At 70.9% G+C, this 16,369-nt stretch carries 15 protein-coding genes; 6 read left to right on the top strand and 9 right to left on the bottom strand.

The window, feature by feature from the left end; all coding sequences use genetic code 11:
- Positions 1-2: 2 nt before the first annotated feature.
- Complete coding sequence (locus tag ACFYZZ_RS40990) at positions 3-464, bottom strand: MaoC family dehydratase (RefSeq protein ID WP_389187797.1); 462 nt, start codon at positions 462-464, stop codon at positions 3-5.
- 117 nt (positions 465-581) lie between these two features.
- Here ACFYZZ_RS40990 and soxR point away from each other — a divergent pair, with 117 nt between their 5' ends.
- Positions 582-1,040 (top strand): redox-sensitive transcriptional activator SoxR, encoded by a 459-nt coding sequence (gene soxR, locus ACFYZZ_RS40985; RefSeq protein ID WP_389187794.1) that lies wholly within the window; start codon positions 582-584, stop codon positions 1,038-1,040.
- Between the two features lie 256 nt (positions 1,041-1,296).
- On the opposite strand, the gene ACFYZZ_RS40980 is transcribed toward soxR, so the two are convergent.
- Positions 1,297-2,364, bottom strand: coding sequence for an RNA ligase (ATP) (locus ACFYZZ_RS40980; RefSeq protein WP_389187791.1), 1,068 nt, complete (start codon positions 2,362-2,364; stop codon positions 1,297-1,299).
- Positions 2,365-2,513: 149 nt separating this feature from the next.
- Here ACFYZZ_RS40980 and ACFYZZ_RS40975 point away from each other — a divergent pair, with 149 nt between their 5' ends.
- Positions 2,514-3,248: a hypothetical protein gene (locus ACFYZZ_RS40975; protein ID WP_389187788.1), complete on the top strand. Its 735-nt coding sequence runs from the start codon at positions 2,514-2,516 to the stop codon at positions 3,246-3,248.
- Here ACFYZZ_RS40975 and ACFYZZ_RS40970 read toward each other — a convergent pair.
- Positions 3,218-3,922, bottom strand: a complete 705-nt coding sequence (locus ACFYZZ_RS40970; protein WP_389187784.1) for a 3-keto-5-aminohexanoate cleavage protein — start codon at positions 3,920-3,922, stop codon at positions 3,218-3,220. The two genes, ACFYZZ_RS40975 and ACFYZZ_RS40970, sit on opposite strands and share 31 nt — an antisense overlap.
- Positions 3,923-4,022: 100 nt before the next feature.
- A complete protein-coding gene (locus ACFYZZ_RS40965) occupies positions 4,023-4,625 on the bottom strand; it encodes a hypothetical protein (protein ID WP_389187781.1) in 603 nt (200 codons plus the stop codon).
- 258 nt (positions 4,626-4,883) lie between these two features.
- Here ACFYZZ_RS40965 and ACFYZZ_RS40960 point away from each other — a divergent pair, with 258 nt between their 5' ends.
- Complete coding sequence (locus ACFYZZ_RS40960) at positions 4,884-7,673, top strand: penicillin acylase family protein (RefSeq protein ID WP_389187778.1); 2,790 nt, start codon at positions 4,884-4,886, stop codon at positions 7,671-7,673.
- 18 nt (positions 7,674-7,691) lie between these two features.
- On the opposite strand, the gene ACFYZZ_RS40955 is transcribed toward ACFYZZ_RS40960, so the two are convergent.
- Both ACFYZZ_RS40955 and ACFYZZ_RS40950 read right to left on the bottom strand, forming a co-directional pair.
- The gene (locus ACFYZZ_RS40955; RefSeq protein ID WP_389187775.1) at positions 7,692-8,966 is read right to left on the bottom strand and encodes a serine-threonine protein kinase; all 1,275 of its coding nucleotides are present in this window, start codon (positions 8,964-8,966) and stop codon (positions 7,692-7,694) included.
- 80 nt (positions 8,967-9,046) lie between these two features.
- Positions 9,047-10,267: an exo-beta-N-acetylmuramidase NamZ domain-containing protein gene (locus ACFYZZ_RS40950; protein ID WP_389187772.1), complete on the bottom strand. Its 1,221-nt coding sequence runs from the start codon at positions 10,265-10,267 to the stop codon at positions 9,047-9,049.
- 182 nt (positions 10,268-10,449) lie between these two features.
- Between ACFYZZ_RS40950 and ACFYZZ_RS40945 the strand changes: the two genes are divergently transcribed.
- From ACFYZZ_RS40945 to ACFYZZ_RS40935, 3 genes are read left to right on the top strand one after another with little or no spacing between them, the layout of a single operon-like run.
- Positions 10,450-11,223, top strand: coding sequence for an SDR family oxidoreductase (locus ACFYZZ_RS40945; RefSeq protein ID WP_389187769.1), 774 nt, complete (start codon positions 10,450-10,452; stop codon positions 11,221-11,223).
- Positions 11,220-12,890 (top strand): class I adenylate-forming enzyme family protein, encoded by a 1,671-nt coding sequence (locus tag ACFYZZ_RS40940; protein WP_389187766.1) that lies wholly within the window; start codon positions 11,220-11,222, stop codon positions 12,888-12,890. The genes ACFYZZ_RS40945 and ACFYZZ_RS40940 overlap by 4 nt, the downstream gene beginning before the upstream one ends.
- Before the next feature lie 24 nt (positions 12,891-12,914).
- Positions 12,915-13,508, top strand: a complete 594-nt coding sequence (locus ACFYZZ_RS40935; protein WP_389187763.1) for a TetR/AcrR family transcriptional regulator — start codon at positions 12,915-12,917, stop codon at positions 13,506-13,508.
- Positions 13,509-13,611: 103 nt separating this feature from the next.
- On the opposite strand, the gene ACFYZZ_RS40930 is transcribed toward ACFYZZ_RS40935, so the two are convergent.
- The 3 genes from ACFYZZ_RS40930 to ACFYZZ_RS40920 all read right to left on the bottom strand — a co-directional run bounded on the left by ACFYZZ_RS40930 (position 13,612) and on the right by ACFYZZ_RS40920 (position 16,331).
- Positions 13,612-14,835, bottom strand: coding sequence for an acyl-CoA dehydrogenase family protein (locus ACFYZZ_RS40930; protein WP_389187760.1), 1,224 nt, complete (start codon positions 14,833-14,835; stop codon positions 13,612-13,614).
- A 6-nt stretch (positions 14,836-14,841) separates the two neighbouring features.
- Positions 14,842-15,864, bottom strand: a complete 1,023-nt coding sequence (locus tag ACFYZZ_RS40925) for a phosphotransferase family protein (RefSeq protein ID WP_389187757.1) — start codon at positions 15,862-15,864, stop codon at positions 14,842-14,844.
- A gap of 167 nt (positions 15,865-16,031) precedes the next feature.
- A complete protein-coding gene (locus ACFYZZ_RS40920; protein WP_389187755.1) occupies positions 16,032-16,331 on the bottom strand; it encodes a hypothetical protein in 300 nt (99 codons plus the stop codon).
- Positions 16,332-16,369: the final 38 nt, after the last annotated feature.

Genomic DNA, 16,369 nt, shown 5'->3' with positions numbered 1-16,369 from the left:
ACTCAGAGGTAGTACCGGGACACCGACTCCGCGACGCAGACCGGCTTGTCGCCGCCCTCGCGCTCGACGGTGAAGGCGATGGCCACCTGGACGCCGCCCGGGACGTCCTCGACGCCGGTGATCGTCCCGGTGGCGCGCAGCCGGGAGCCGACGGGGACGGGGGAGGGGAAGCGGACCTTGTTCGTCCCGTAGTTGACGCCCATCCGCACGCCCTCGACCTTGATGAGCTGCGGCCCGAAGAGCGGGAGCAGCGACAGGGTCAGGTAGCCGTGGGCGATGGTGGTCTTGAACGGTCCCGCCGCGGCCTTCTCCGGGTCCACGTGGATCCACTGGTGATCCCCGGTCGCCTCCGCGAACAGGTCGATCCGCTTCTGGTCGATCTCCAGCCAGTCCGTGTAGCCCAGCTGCTCGCCCACCGCGCCCTTCAGCTCGTCGGGGGAGGTGAAGGTCCTCGGTTCTGCCATGTTCCCGGCCTCTCGCTCGCATGTCTAAGCAACTGCTTAGCATGGTCGGGTGAGGAGGTGATGTCAACGGATACCGGCCCGACCGGTCGGATGGTGTCTGTCGGTAGTCTCTGAGGAGTGCCCCAGATTCCCGAGAAGATCCACGAGCTGACCGTCGGCCAGCTGTCCGCGCGCAGCGGCGCCGCCGTCTCCGCCCTGCACTTCTACGAGTCCAAGGGGCTCATCACCAGCCGCCGCACCTCCGGAAACCAGCGCCGCTACGCCCGCGACACGCTGCGCCGCGTCGCCTTCGTCCGCGCGGCCCAACGGGTCGGCATCCCGCTGGCCACGATCCGCGAGGCCCTCGCGCAACTCCCCGAGGAGCGCACCCCGACCCGCGAGGACTGGACCCGCCTGTCCGAGGCGTGGCGCTCCGAGCTGGACGAACGCATCAACCAGCTCAACCGCCTCCGCGACCACCTCACCGACTGCATCGGCTGCGGCTGCCTGTCCTTGGACACGTGCGTCCTGTCCAACCCGGACGATGTGTTCGGCGAGCGGAGGGTGGGGTCGCGGCTGATGGCGGAGGGCCGCTGAGCGCGGGCCTCCGCCGTAGCGGATGCGGAGCGTCGCCGGGTGCGGGTGCGGGTGCGGGTGCGGGTGCGGGTGCGTGGGGGCTGGTCGCGCCCACGCGGCGGAGCCGCATATCGATACAGCCCCGCGCCCCTAGGGGTTGCAGCCCCGTCGGCTGCACGGCCGCTGGAGATGCCTGCGTAGCTGCGGGCAGTCGTGCCGCTGGGGCGATGGGGGTCCCCCTGCTCGAGCGAAGCCCCAGCGCCGGGCAACCAGAGACCTACTCGTACTCGGTCCCGCCCTTGCGCGTCAGGTACGCCGGGCTGACCGCCTTCGCGATCGCCCGACCTCCGGTCACCCCGCTGTAGCGCTCCGCGAGGGGCCGTATCACCACGCCCTCCCGCAGATGCAGCCCCCGCCCGGACACCGTCTCCCGCCCGCTCGCGAACTCCAGCACCCGCTCGATGTCGTACGGCCCCGAGAACAGCCGAGGCACCAACGGCAGCTCACCGTCGAGGAGTTCGGCCGCGTCCAGCCAGCGCACCGTGCCGTCGATCTCGGCGGACACGTCGAACGCCGCGTACCCCAGCGTCTCCCGCCGGCCGTCGGCCCCGTACGTCAGGTCCTGCACCCCCGCCCCGTACACCTCGCCGAAGATGCCGATCCGGCGCGCCCCCAGCCGCTCGGCGAGCCGGGCCGCGGCCTCGGCGACGCCGTGTCCGCGCACCGCCCGCCAGTACAGATTGCGCGGATCCTCTTTCAGGGCGAGGGACTTGGCGCCGAAGCCCTTGGAGGAGACGTGCACCCGGTCCTCGTCGGCGAGATACGTCAGCAGGCAGGCCGAGCCGTGCAGCTTCTCGGTCAGGACCACATCCTCGCCCGCTGTAAAGATGTCCGGAAACCGCTGGATGTTCTCGATGTCCACCCAGGGCAGCAGATCGGGCGCGGACTCCACGTCCCCGTCCATCGTGGGCGGGACCGGCGGCACCCACTTGGTGATGCCCAGCCGCTCGGCGAAGTCGGTCCCCTCGGCCGCGGCCCGCGCCAGGTCCACGTCCGCCAGCGCCTTCGGCCGGCACACGATGCCCTGCGACAGCTCACCCCGCAGCCGTACCGCCTTGACCCGGTTGGCGTCGCCGCCCGCCAGCCGCCCGGTCAGCCCCAGCTCCTCGATCAGGCCCGGCGGGAGCACGGACTGCTCGGGGATGTACACGGCGGCCTCACCGGTGCGGTACGCACCCTTGGCGACGACGGCCCGGTACAGGCCCACCTGGGCCAACTCGAGCGCATCGGCGTTCGGATGCTCGTGGACGGTCAGCACTTCGGCGGTGACGCGCAGCGTCGACATCTGGGGACTCCTCGGTTCCTCAGTTCGGTTTCATCGGCACCCACTCTCCGCACGGGAAAGGGGTGGAGCGAGCGGATTAGAGGCTGGTAACGTCGCGATCTTCGGCCGGCGGCGACGCCGCGCACGGAGTCACGACGGGACCGACTCCCATGACCTCACCCGCACTTGACGCCGCCCTCGCGGACATCGACACGGTCTTCAACGGCTTCACGAGCCCGGACGAGACCGGCTGCGGCCGGTGTCATCTGCCCGAGGAGACCGCGTATCTGCGCACGCCGAACGTCCGCATGCCCGTCGACGTGGTGCAGATGTACCTCTTCGAGGTGTCCGACCACTTCGACGACCACGCGGCCGCGATGCGCCGCCTGCTCCCGCAGGGCGCACGGGCGATGGCCGACGGCACCCTCGGCTATATCGACATGGGCTGCCACGGGTTGAGCCGGGTGGACTGGCGCTCCTGGCCGGCCGAGCAGGCCGCGGCGATCGATGCCTTCCTGCGCGCCTGGTGGCAGGACGCCCTGGCGACCGCCGAACCGCCCTACCCCATCGACGAGATCTTCGGCGTCTGTGCCACGATCGCGGGGAGCGTGACTCCGTTCCTCGACGGCTGGCCCCGAGGACCGGTCGCCGACAGACACCTCATCGACTGTGCCGACGAGTGGCTCTACGACCTGCTCAACGACAATTCCCCCTTCTCCTGGTGGTACGACGACAGCGAGGAGACGGGCGTCGCCGAGCTGCGTACCTGGCTGGCCGGCTCCGGTGCCGCCCGCCTGCACGCCCTGGGCGAGTACGACCTCGCCGTGCGCAGCGAACTCCTGGCCCTGCCCCACGACGAGCGCTGGGCGCACGCCTACTGGGAGAGCGCCGCCACCACCAACTGAGCGTTGGACCGGGCCCGTTCACCGTCCGGCAGGACCAGGGTGTCCTCCAGGCCGATGCGGGTGGCCAGGCCCAGCCGTCCGGCCAGGCGCAGCACCGGCCAGGTGCCGCCCTCCTCGCCGTGCAGCAGTACCGGGCGGCCGTGGGCTTCGCCCAGCTCGGCCAGCAGGGTGCGCGCCGACGCCTGAGCCGTCGCCGGATCCGGGTCGGTCACCTCCGCGAGCACCCGCAGGGCCCTCGGTCCGAGCGGTGAGGTCGCGAAGCGGGACGCCGCGTCGGTGCCGGACCGGATGCCCGCCTCCACGTCGACGCCGAGGGAGAGCAGTTGCGCGGCGAGTTCCTCGGCGCCCGGCTCGTGCCAGTTGACCGAGGCGAAGTCGGGCAGTACCGACCAGCTGCGCACTCGGTCGAGGCGGGCGGCCGGGTCGGGGTCGGTCCAGGCGCCGGTGGTCACCCCGACCGGCACCCGCACCCGCGCCCGTATCGCGTCCAGGGTCGGGGCGAGGACCCTTGGGGACAGGCTGTCGTGCCCGCACGGTGTCTTGGGGTGGACGTGGATCTCCGTGGCGCCGGCCGCGACCGCTTCGGCGGCGGACCGTGCCAAGTCCTCGGGGGACAACGGCACGCACGCGCCGTCCATGGCCGAGCGGCGGCCGTTGAGACACACCTGCATCATGAGTCGATGGTGCCGGACGCCACTGACAGTGCCGGGCGGCGCGTCTCGGCAAGGGGTGCGGCATCCCCCTGCGCACCCCCCGGTTCCACCCCCCTGCCGATCAGGCCGAGATCAGCAGCTGTCCCCGCCCGGCGCACGCCGACGCCTGGGGCGTGAGCACGGGCCGGGGCACGAGGATCCCGCAGTCCGTGCAGACCGGACCGGACGAGGGCTCGTGGTCCAGGTCGTACTTCCACACGAGGCGCTCACCGGAACACACCGGGCAGGCCGAGCCCGGTTCCCGCTCCAGCGCGGCGATCAGCCGGCGCAGCACCTCGGCCAAGGGCTCGTCGGGGTGGACCCGTGGGTCGTCGCACCAGGCGACCCCGAACCCGCCCCAGGTCAGCCGGTGCCAGTCGTCCACGGTGCCCGGCCGCCGGAGCCCATCGTGCTTCTCCTTCTTGCGGCGCTCGGCGAACTCGCCCTCATAGGTGAGCCAGACCTCGCGCGCCTCCTCCAACTCCTCCAGTGCGGCCACGAGCCGCGCCGGGTCGGGGGAGCGGTCCTCCGGACCGAAACCGGCCCGGGAGCACAAGTGGTCCCAGGTCGCCCGGTGCCCGTAAGGAGCGAACCGCTCCAGGCACTTACGCAGTGAGTAGCGCCGCAGTGCCAGATCACACCGCGGATCGCGCACCTGTCTCGCCAGACTTCGGAATCCGGCCATCGCCCTGCACCTCCGTCACACCTGCGTCCGCACTTCGGTCACTTCGGCGTCGCCGTACGGCTTTCGCGCGACGTCGCCGAGTAGACGTATCGACACGCGATCCGGCTCCATCCGATTTCCGATGCCCTCCCATAAGGCGCCCCGGGTTGACCGCCGGGCGCACCGGTCTTCGTGACTCCAAAAGTTGACGCATGTTCATCTTCAATCCCGGGGATACCGGCGGTAACGTCCGGCCCACCCCCGTCGGGAGGAGCTGCCATGCCACGGCGCACCCCACGCAACGTGTTGTTCGACAAACTGAGAACTCCCCGCAGGCTCACCGGGTTCCTGAAGACGGCATCCGTATGCGTTCTCGTCGCGGGAGTCCTCTCCCCGCTCACCCAGGCAGCGGCGGCGGAGAGCGCCACGACCTCGAACGACTACTGCGGCGGCCAGTGTTCGGACATCCTGCCGCCGGGCGAGAACGGCAACGCCACCCTCGCCCAGATTCTGCTCAACCAGGCCTTCGGCACCCAGCCCTCCCACGCCGAGGACCAGCTCGGCCCGTACGCCAACCTGGCGACCGGCTACTCGGCGCTCACCGACGCGAAGATCAACACCTTCTTCAACGACGCCTCCTTCGGCGTCCCTTCCGACCAGGTCGCCTCCACCGAGAAGCCGGCCGGGCGCAGCGACGTGACGATCGTCCGCGACAAGAAGACCGGTGTGCCGCACATCACAGGCACCACCCGGTACGGCACCGAGTTCGGCGCCGGGTACGCGGCCGCCGAGGACCGGCTGTGGCTGATGGACGTCTTCCGGCACGTGGGCCGCGGCCGGCTGACCACCTTCGCCGGCGGCGCGGCCGCCAACCAGGGCCTTGAGCAGCAGTTCTACCGCAACGCGCCGTACACCGAGGCCGACCTGCAGGCGCAGATCGACAACGCCGTGGCGAACAACGGCGCCCGCGGGCAGCAGGCCCTGGCCGACGCCAACGCCTACCTCGCCGGCATCAACTCCTACATCGACGCCTCCGACAGCGGCCGTTACTTCCCCGGCGAGTACGTCCTGACCGGCCACAAGGACTCCATCACCAACGCCGGCACCATAGACCACTTCAAGATCACCGACCTGGTGGCGCTCGGCTCCGTCGTCGGCTCGCTGTTCGGCTCCGGCGGGGGCGGCGAGGTCAACAACGCGCTCTCCCTGATCGCCGCCCAGTCCAAGTACGGCGTGGCGGAGGGCACCAAGGTCTGGGAGTCCTTCCGCGAGCGCAACGACGCCGAGGCCGTCCTGACCGTCCACGACGGCGAGAGCTTCCCCTACGCGTCCAAGCCCGACGACCCCCAGGGCGAGGCCTTGCCCGACCCCGGCTCGGTCACCCAGGAGCCGCTCGTCTACGACCGCACGGGCAGCGCCGCCACCGCGAGCGCCACCGGCGCCTCCACCACGGCGGCCAGGACCACCCTCGGCTCCGCCAGGCGCGGCATGTCCAACGCCCTCGTGGTCAGCGGCAAGTACACCGCGAGCGGCCACCCCATCGCCGTCTTCGGGCCGCAGACCGGCTACTTCGCCCCGCAGCTGCTCATGCTCCAGGAGATCCAGGGCCCGGGCATCAGCGCCCGCGGCGCCTCCTTCGCGGGCCTGAGCATGTACGTCGAGCTGGGCCGCGGCCAGGACTACTCGTGGAGCGCGACCACCTCGGGCCAGGACATCATCGACACCTACGCCGTCGAGCTGTGCCAGGACGACTCCCACTACCTGTACCACGGCACCTGCACCGCGATGGACAAGGTCGAGCAGAAGAACGCCTGGAAGCCGACCGTGGCCGACGGCACGGCCGCGGGGTCGTACACCATGCGGGTGTGGCGGACGAAGTACGGCCCGGTCGAGTACCGCGCCACCGTCGGCGGCAAGAAGGTCGCCTACACCACCCTGCGCTCCTCCTATCTGCACGAGGCCGACTCGATCATCGGCTTCCAGATGCTGAACGACCCCGACTACGTCAAGGGCCCGAAGGACTTCCAGAGCGCGGCCCAGCACATCAACTACACCTTCAACTGGTTCTACGCCGACTCCCAGCACACCGCGTACTACAACAGCGGTGACAACCCGGTCCGGGCGAGCGGTGTCGACGCCGAGTTCCCGGTGCGGGCGCAGCCGGCGTACGAGTGGCGGAACTGGGACCCGGCCACCAACACGGCCGACTACACCCCGGCCTCCGCGCACCCCAACTCGGTCGACCAGGACTACTACGTCTCCTGGAACAACAAGCAGGCCAAGGACTACACGACCGCGCCCTGGGGCGACGGGTCGGTGCACCGCGGCAACCTGCTGGAGGACCGGGTGAAGAAGCTGGTCGCGGCCGGCGGGGTGACCCGTACGAAGCTGGTGCAGGCCATGGCGGACCCGGCCCTCGCCGACCTGCGCGCCGAGGACGTGCTGCCCAAGCTGCTCAAGGTGATCAACTCCTCCCCGGTGACCGACTCCACGGCCGCCGCCGCGGTGAACAAGCTCCAGGCGTGGGTGACCGCGGGTGCCAGGCGCACGGAGACGTCGGCGGGTTCGAAGGCGTACGCCAACGCGGACGCGATCCGCATCCTGGACGCCTGGTGGCCGCTGCTGGTGAAGGCGGAGTTCCAGCCCGGCCTGGGCAGCGACCTGTACACCGCGTTCACCGACAACCTGCCCGTGGACGAGGCCCCGTCCGCCGGGCATGGCCCGACCGGCTCGCACGCCGGAAGCTCCTTCCAGTACGGCTGGTGGAGCTATGTCGACAAGGACATCCGGTCGGTCCTCGGTGAGTCCGTGCAGGGCCCGCTCGCCCAGCAGTACTGCGGCGGCGGCAGCCTCAGCGCCTGCCGGGACAGCCTGATCAGCACTCTGAAGCAGGCGGCAGGGCTGACCGCCGCCCAGGTCTACCCGGGCGACGACCAGTGCTCGGACGGCGACCAGTGGTGCGCCGACTCGATCGTCCAGCGCACCCTGGGCGGCATCAAGCACGGCAGGATCAGCTGGCAGAACCGGCCGACCTTCCAGCAGGTCGTGGAGTACACGTCACACCGGTGACGTCCGAACGGCGGCGGGTCAGTGGATACGGCCCGCCGCCAGCACCACCCGCGCCAGCTCCGGGTGCACGATGTCGCTGTGCGCCCCGGACGGCGGGCCCCCGCGGTGGACGACCGCGGCCGCGTCGACGTTCACACAGCCCGAGCCGGGCAGCGCCCCGTTCAGGGCCGCGGCGAGGTCCAGCTTCGCGGTGCCCGGTACCGCCTGCACCCCGTCGTGCCCCATGGCCCCCCACTCGGGGCCCAGCACGCCCGCGACGTCGACGCCCAGGACCGAGCGGTCGTCCCCCGCGAGACGCGAGGCGAGCGGATAGAAGGTGCCGAGCGCGTCGTCGAAGTGCGAGTAGCAGCACACCAGCGGGCCGTCGATCCGCTTGTGCCGGTCCTTGAGCGCGCCCGCGGTGCCCGAGTCCTGGGGCAGCCGGGCCGCGAAGGCGTAGTGCGAGAAGGCGCCCTGCAGCAGCGTCACGGACTTCACCGCGCGCACTCCCTCGGGCAGCCCGCGCAGCGCGAACGCCACCAGCCGCCCGCCGAAGCTGTGTCCGACCAGATGCACCCGCACACCGGGGGCCGCCTGGGCCAACTGCCCGACGAAGGGCCCGAGTCCGTGCTCGCCGACCGTCCCGGCCCGCCGTTTCATCGTGTAGTACGTCGCCTGCCGCAGCAGCTCCTTGGCGCCCTCCCAGGGGTTCGGCAGGCTGAACTCGGCGTGCGGCCCGGTGAGCGCCGCGGCGAACTCCTCGCAGGCGGTCGTCGTGTCCGCGCTGAACATGAGGGGCTCGCCCTGCTGCGAGGTGTCCGCCGCGGCGAGCGGCCGGGCCGTCCCGACCAGTTGCCGCACCAGCTGCCCGAACTCCGCCAACCCCTGTTCCCCGTCCGGCTGTTCGTCCAGCATCCGGGCCAGCCGGTCGAGCTGCTCGGCGCGGTCCGGGAAGGTCGTCAGCAGTGCGCGCCGGGTGTCCGGGTCCAGCGCCGGGCCCGCCGCGAGAGCGGGCGCGGCGCTCGGGAAGTCCGGGATCGGCTCGTCGCAGAACCGCATCGACGGCCAGATCACCCCCACGTACCCGATCCGCGCCTTCGGCGCGAGCTTCGGGATCGGGGCGAAGAAATGCCGGTACAGCGCGGTGGCGCCCGAACGGTCGTTGTTCCAGCCGTGCGCGAAGACGATCAGGTCACGGACGCTCCGGTCCGTGACCTGCGCCAGCAGCCGGTCGCGTTCGGGGCCGTCCACGTCCCCGTCCGCATCGAAGGTCAGCTCCCAGTAGGGAGTCACGCTCATCCCAGGATCCGCCATGCCGGGCTCCCTCGTCCCCCGAACGATGCGATGTGGACGTATCGTCCTGCGCCGGGGCAGAGTTGGCCATACAACGCGGGTCACTTGTAGAGCAGATATTCCTTTCGAATACTGCGGAAAGCCGCCAGCTCGTCCTGCCAGGCGGCGACCACGTCGTCCGTGCGGGCCCCCGCGTCGATCATCGTCCGCACCAGGGTGGAGCCGGTGAGCTTGTCGATCCAGTTGTCCGACCGCCAGGCGAAGCCGTCCCAGACCTTCCGCGCGGTCACCAGCAGGGCGATCCCGGTGCGTACGGGGTCGTAGGCGGCCCGGTCCTGTACATGGATCTGCACGCCCCCGACGGTCCTGCCCTGGAACTTGGAGAACGTGGGCGCGAAGTACGCCTCCCGGAACCGCACACCCGGCAGCCCCAGTTCGTTGACCGCGGCGGCCCAGCGCCCGTCGACGTCCTCGGCACCGAGGAGTTCGAAGGGCCGGGTCGTGCCGCGCCCCTCGGAGAGGTTGGTGCCCTCGAACATGCAGGTGCCCGAGTACACCAGCGCGGTGTCCGGGGTCGGCATGTTCGGGCTCGGCGGCACCCAGGGCAGGCCGGAGGCGTCGTAGAACCGCGTGCGCTTCCACCCCGTCATCAGGACGGTCTCCAGCGGGACCGGCGTGCTCAGGAACTCCCCGTTGAACAGCCGGGCCAGCTCGGCGACCGTCATGCCGTGCGCCTGCGCGATGGGCCCGCGGCCGACGAAGCTGGCGAACTCCTTGTGCAGGACGGGGCCCTGGGCCGAGCGGCCGGTGACCGGGTTCGGGCGGTCGAGCACGACGAACCTCTTGCCCGCGAGCTGGGCCGCCTCCATGCAGTCGTACAGGGTCCAGATGTACGTGTAGAAGCGGGCGCCCACGTCCTGGATGTCGAAGACGATCGTGCCGACGCCGGAGGCGGTGAAGATGTCCGCCAGCGGGCGGCCGCTCTTCAGGTACGTGTCGTAGACCGGCAGGCCGGTCGCCGGGTCGTCGTAGCGGCCCTCGGAGCCGCCGGCCTGCGCGGTGCCGCGGAAGCCGTGCTCGGGGCCGAAGACCGCGGTGAGTTCGCAGCGGGGGTCGGCGTGCATGACGTCGACGATGTGGCTGGCGTCTCTCGTGATGCCCGTGGGGTTGGTGACGACGCCGACTTTCTGGCCGGCCAGGAGGGCGTATCCGTCGGCTGCGAGTCTTTCGAAGCCGGTGTGCAGTTGTTCGCGCTGTTGGGGTGTGACAGGAACGGCTGCCATCGTGGCCGATGCGAGAAGGCTTCGTCTGGACAGGCGCATAGGGTGACCTCCGATGTGTGGAAGGTGCGGGCCGTATGTGGTTGCTCGCGCCCGCGCGGCGGAGCCGCAAATCGATACAGCCCCGCGCCCCTTAGGTTGTTGCAGTCACCCTTTCCTTTACACATACCGACTGGTTAGTCTGGCGATCGCCGAGCCGAATCTCACCGTGCCGAAGGAGACCGATGGTGGAAGCCGTGCAGGATGCCGGAGTGGTCGTCACCGGGGCCGGCGGGGGGATCGGGGCCGCGTTGGCCCGCAGGTTCGCGGCCGAAGGTGCCCGGGTCGTCGTCAATGATCTGGACGCCGGGAAGGCCGAGGCGGTGGCTGAGGAGATCGGGGGGATCGCCGTGCCGGGCGACGCCTCCGCGATCGTCGGCGACGCCCGTGACGCGCTCGGCGGTGCCGTGGACGTCTTCTGCGCCAACGCCGGCGTCGCCTTCGAGGACGCGGGTGCTGGTGAATCTTTCGACGAGAAGGCTTGGGCGCTGTCCTGGGACGTCAACGTGATGGCCCACGTCCGGGCGGCCCACGCGCTGCTGCCGGACTGGCTGGAGCGCGGGCGCGGACGGTTCGTCTCCACCGTGTCGGCCGCCGGACTCCTCACCATGATCGGCGCCCCCTCCTACGCCGTCACCAAGCACGGCGCGCTGGCCTTCGCCGAGTGGCTGTCGCTCACCTACGGTCACCGGGGCGTCAAGGTCCACGCCATCTGCCCGCAGGGCGTCCGCACCGACATGCTGGCCGCCACCGGCAGCGCGGGCGACCTGGTGCTGCAGCCGACCGCGATCGAACCGGAGGCGGTCGCCGAGGCGCTGTTCCAGGGCATCGCGGAGGACCGCTTCCTGATCCTGCCGCACCCCGAGGTCGCCGAGTACTACCGGGCGCGGGCCGCCACCCCCGACCGCTGGCTCGCCGGCATGAACCACATCCAGCAGAAGTGGGAGGCCACCCGGTGAGCGCCTCGCCGTACGCGGCACGCCCCTGGCTGGCCCTGCTCAACGAGGTCCAGCGCGGGCCGGTCGACCCCGCCGACTCGCTCGTGCACGCCCTGCGCGCGGCCGTGGCCGACGCCCCCGACCGGACCTTCCTCGCCTACTTCGACGCCCGGCTGAGCTACCGCGAGGTCGACGAGCTGAGCGACTCCGTGGCCGCCCACCTCGCCGGGCGCGGTCTGGAGCGCGGCGACCGGGTCGCCGTCCTGCTGCAGAACTCCCCGCACTTCGTCCTGGCCGTCCTCGGCGCCTGGAAGGCGGGCGCGACCGTGGTGCCCGTCAACCCCATGTACAAGACGGCCGAGGTCGCCCATGTGCTGCGGGACGGCGAGGTCGCCGCGCTGATCTGCTCCGACCGGGCCTGGGAGTCGTACCTGCGGGACACGGCCGCCGACTCGCCGGTGCGGATCGTGCTCACCGGGTGCGAGCTGGACTTCCAGACGCGCCACGACGCGCGCGTACTCACCTTCGAGCGGCTGCCCCAGGCCCCGGACGCCGACGACCTCGTGGCCGTCGCCCGGCAGGGTGGCACGGCGCCCGAGGGCCGCGACCCGGGCCCCGGCGACATCGCGCTGATCAGCTACACCTCGGGCACCAGCGGCACCCCGAAGGGCGCCACCAACACGCACGGCAACATCATGCACAACGCCGAGCGGCAGCGGACCGGGCTCGCCCTGCCGGAGGCACCCGTCTACTTCGCGCTCGCGCCGCTGTTCCACATCACCGGGATGGTCAGCGAACTCGCGTCCTGCCTCACCAGCGCGGGCACGCTGGTGCTCGCCTACCGCTTCGAGCCGGGCGTCGTCCTGGACGCGTTCGCCGAGCACCGTCCGCACTACACCGTCGGCCCGTCCACCGCCTACATGGCGCTGGCCGCCCACCCGGACGTCACCGCGGAGCACTTCACCTCCTTCGTGGGCATCGCCTCGGGCGGTGCCCCCGTGCCGCCCGCCCTGGTGGAGAAGTTCCGCGCCCAGTGCGGCAAGTACATCCGCACCGGCTACGGGCTGACCGAGTGCAGCGGGGCCGCCGCGGCCGTCCCGCCCGGCCTGGAGTCGCCCGTCGACCCGGCCTCCGGGACGCTCGCCGTGGGCGTGCCCGGCGGCGACACCTTCGTGCGCATCCTGGACGAGCGGGGCGAGGAGGTCCCCTTCGGCGAGCAGGGCGAGATCGTCGTCCGCGGGCCCCAGGTGGTCCCCGGCTACTGGCGGCGCGCCGAGGCCACCGCCGAGACCTTCCCGGACGGGGAGCTGCGCACCGGCGACATCGGCTTCATGGACCCGCAGGGCTGGCTCTACGTCGTCGACCGCAAGAAGGACATGATCAACGCGTCCGGCTTCAAGGTCTGGCCGCGCGAGGTCGAGGACGTCCTCTACACCCATCCGGCGGTGCGCGAGGCCGCCGTCGTGGGCGTCCCCGACGGCTACCGCGGCGAGACCGTGAAGGCCTACATCAGCCTGCGGCCGGGTGCCGACGCGGACCCGGATGAACTTGCGGTGTACTGCAAGGAGAGACTGGCTGCCTACAAGTACCCGCGCCAGGTGGAGATCCTGCCCGACTTGCCGAAGACGACGAGTGGGAAGATCCTCCGTCGGGAACTGCGTTCCCGGGCCCACGACAATCAGCAGTAACGACGGAAAAGGCAGGTGGCGGCAGTGGCCAGGACGACGGACGGAGACGGGACGCCCGTTCCGCAGCGGCTGCTGAACGCCGCCACCCGCCTCTTCGCCGAGCAGGGCTACGACCGCACCTCGGTGCAGGAGATCGTGGAGGCGGCCGGCGTCACCAAGGGGGCGCTGTACCACTACTTCGGCTCCAAGGACGACCTTCTGCACGAGGTGTACGCGCGGGTGCTGCGCGTCCAGCAGGAGCGGCTGGACCACTTCGCCACCATGGACGCGCCGGTGGAGGAGCGGCTCAGGGGCGCGGCCGCGGACGTCGTCGTCACGACGATCGAGAACCTCGACGACGCGTCGATCTTCTTCCGCTCCATGCACCATCTGAGCCCGGAGAAGAACAAGCAGGTGCGCGCCGAGCGCCGGCGCTACCACGAGCAGTTCCGCGCGCTCATCGAGGAGGGCCAGCGCGAGGGCGTCTTCTCCACGGCGACCCCCGCCGACCTGGTCGTGGACTACCACTTCGGCTCGGTCCACCACCTGTCGACCTGGTACCGCCCCGACGGCCCCCTCACCCCCCAGGAGGTCGCCGACCACCTGGCCGACCTGCTGCTGCGGGCGCTGCGTCCGTAGCCTCGTGGGCGTACCTGCACAGACGTACCTGCGCAGACGTACCTGCGCAGACGTACCTGTAAGGGGCGGTCGCCCATGGCGGCCGCCCCTTACACACGCTTCCCTAGAGGTACTTCTTCAGTTCCCGTCGCGCCAGCGACCGCTGGTGCACCTCGTCCGGGCCGTCGGCCAGCATCAGGGTGCGGGCACTCGCGTACAGCTCGGCCAGCGGGAAGTCCTGGCTCACACCGCCCGCGCCGTACAGCTGGATCGCCCGGTCCAGGATGCCGACCACCGTGCGCGGGGTGGCGATCTTGATGGCCTGGATCTCCGTGTGGGCGCCCTTGTTGCCGACGGTGTCCATCAGCCAGGCCGTCTTCAGCACCAGCAGCCGCAGCTGCTCGACGGCGACCCGGGCGTCGGCGATCCAGTTCTGGACGACACCCTGCTGGGCCAGCGTCTTGCCGAAGGCGGTGCGCGAGACGGCCCGCCTGCACATCAGCTCGATCGCGCGCTCGGCCATGCCGATCAGCCGCATGCAGTGGTGGATCCGGCCGGGGCCGAGCCGGGCCTGGGCGATGGCGAAGCCGCCGCCCTCCTCGCCGATGAGGTTCGACACCGGCACGCGCGCCTGGTCGAAGATCACCTCGGCGTGGCCGCCATGGGAGTGGTCCTCGTAACCGAAGACCTGCATGGCGCGCTTGACGGTCACGCCCGGGGTGTCGCGCGGGACCAGGACCATCGACTGCTGGTGCCGGATGTCCGCCCCGTCCGGGTCCGTCTTGCCCATGACGATGAAGATCTTGCAGTCGGGGTTCATCGCCCCGGAGATGTACCACTTGCGGCCGGTGATGACGTACTCGTCTGTGCCATCGGAGGCTCGCTCTATGAGCGTGGTGATGTTCGTGGCGTCGGAGGAGGCCACGTCCGGCTCGGTCATCGCGAACGCCGAGCGGATCTCACCGGCGAGCAGCGGCTCCAGCCACTGCTTCTTCTGCTGCTCGTTGCCGAACTGCGCCAGCACCTCCATGTTCCCGGTGTCGGGCGCAGCGCAGTTCGTCGCCGTGGGCGCGAGGTGCGGGGAGCGGCCGGTGATCTCGGCGAGCGGCGCGTACTGGAGGTTCGTCAGCCCGGCGCCGTACTCGGCGTCCGGCAGGAAGAGGTTCCACAGGCCCTGCCTGCGCGCCTCCGCCTTCAGCTCCTCGACCACGGCCGGGGTGTCCCAGGGCGAGGCAAGCGCGGCCCGCTGCTCCTCCGCCACCGCCTCCGCCGGATAGACGTACTCGTCCATGAAGGCGAGCAGCTTGGCGCGCAGCTCCTCCGTACGCGCGTCGAACGCGAAGTCCATGTCCGGTCAGCCTTCCTGAAGAGTGGTCAGTCCGTGGTCGATGAAGACGGGCACGAGTTCGCCGATGCGGTCGAAGCCGCGCCCGACCGTCTGGCCGAGCGTGTACCGGTAGTGGATGCCCTCCAGGATCACGGCGAGTTTGAACCAGGCGAACGCCGTGTACCAGGAGACGGCGGAGACGTCGCGCCCCGAGCGTGCCGCGTACCGCTCGATCAGCTCCTGCGGGGACGGGTGCCCCGGGGCCTCGGCGGTCGTGGACACCGGCGAGTGGGGCATCCCGAGCGGCTGGCTGTACATCACCAGCAGGCCCAGGTCGGTCAGCGGGTCGCCCAGCGTTGACATCTCCCAGTCGAGGATCGCCTTGATCTTGTCGTCGGATCCGATCAGGACGTTGTCCAGCCGGTAGTCGCCGTGCACGACGGCGGGGGCGGGGGAGGTGGGCAGGGCGCGTCCGAGGGCCGCGTGCAGCTCGTCGATGCCGGCCAGTTCGCGGTTGCGGGAGGCGTCCAGCTGCTTGCCCCAGCGGCGCAGCTGCCGGTCGAGGAAGCCCTCGGGCCGGCCGAAGTCGCCCAGGCCCACCTCGGCGGGGTCCACCGCGTGCAGTTCGACCAGCGTGTCCACCAGTGACAGCACCGCGTTCCGGGTGCGCTCCTCGCCCAGCGGGGCGAGCTGGTCCGCGGTGCGGTACGGGGTGCCCTCGACGAACTCCATGACGTAGAACGGCGCCCCGAGCACCTCCTCGTCCTCGCACAGCAGCACCGGGCGGGGGACCGGCACCTTCGTCGGGTGCAGGGCGCTGATCACCCGGTGCTCGCGCTTCATGTCGTGCGCGGTGGCCAGCACATGGCCGAGTGGCGGGCGCCGGACGACCCACTTCGAGGTGCCGTCGGAGAGCGCGTAGGTGAGGTTCGACCGTCCGCCCTCGATCAGCCGACCGGTCAGCGGGCCGTTCACCAGACCGGGCCGCTCACGGTCGAGCAGGCCGCGCAGCCGGTCGAGATCGAGTCCGGGCGGGTGGTCGGCGCTCATACATCACTCCTACGAACGGGTGAACTGGACCCGACTTATGATGCCGACCGGTCGGTATGCCGTCCAGTGCATACGCCGAACGTGGCGAGAAACGTGACCGGAGCCACGATAGGCCGACGGCTCCCCGCGTGCTGCCCGGGGAGCCGTCGGCCCTTCTATCGCAGGGGTCAGTGGTCGTCCCAGTGGTCCCCGTGCTCGGCGTGCCGGTGTCCGTCGTGCAGGTAGTCGACGTGGTCGCCGTGCTGCACCTGGGCGTGCCCGCACTCCTCGTGGTGCACGTGCTCGTGGCCCTCGTGCGGGGTGTGGCCGGCCGGTTCGCACTCGTCCCAGTGGCCGCCGTGCTCGCGGTGCAGATGGCCGTCGTGTGCGTAGTCGAGGTGGTCGAGGTGCTGGACGGCGGTGTGCCCGCAGCCCGGGCCGTGGCTGTGGGTGCCGTGCTCGGTGTGTTCCTGGTGGAGCGTGGTCATGTGTTCACCTTCGAGGGGTACGGAACGGTGGCGACCGA

Origin of the sequence: Streptomyces sp. NPDC001816 (assembly GCF_042892235.1) — a bacterium.
Taxonomy (GTDB): Bacteria; Actinomycetota; Actinomycetes; order Streptomycetales; family Streptomycetaceae; genus Streptomyces.
Note: the sequence above shows the minus strand (reverse complement) of the source record. Positions and strands in the feature narration are given on the sequence as shown.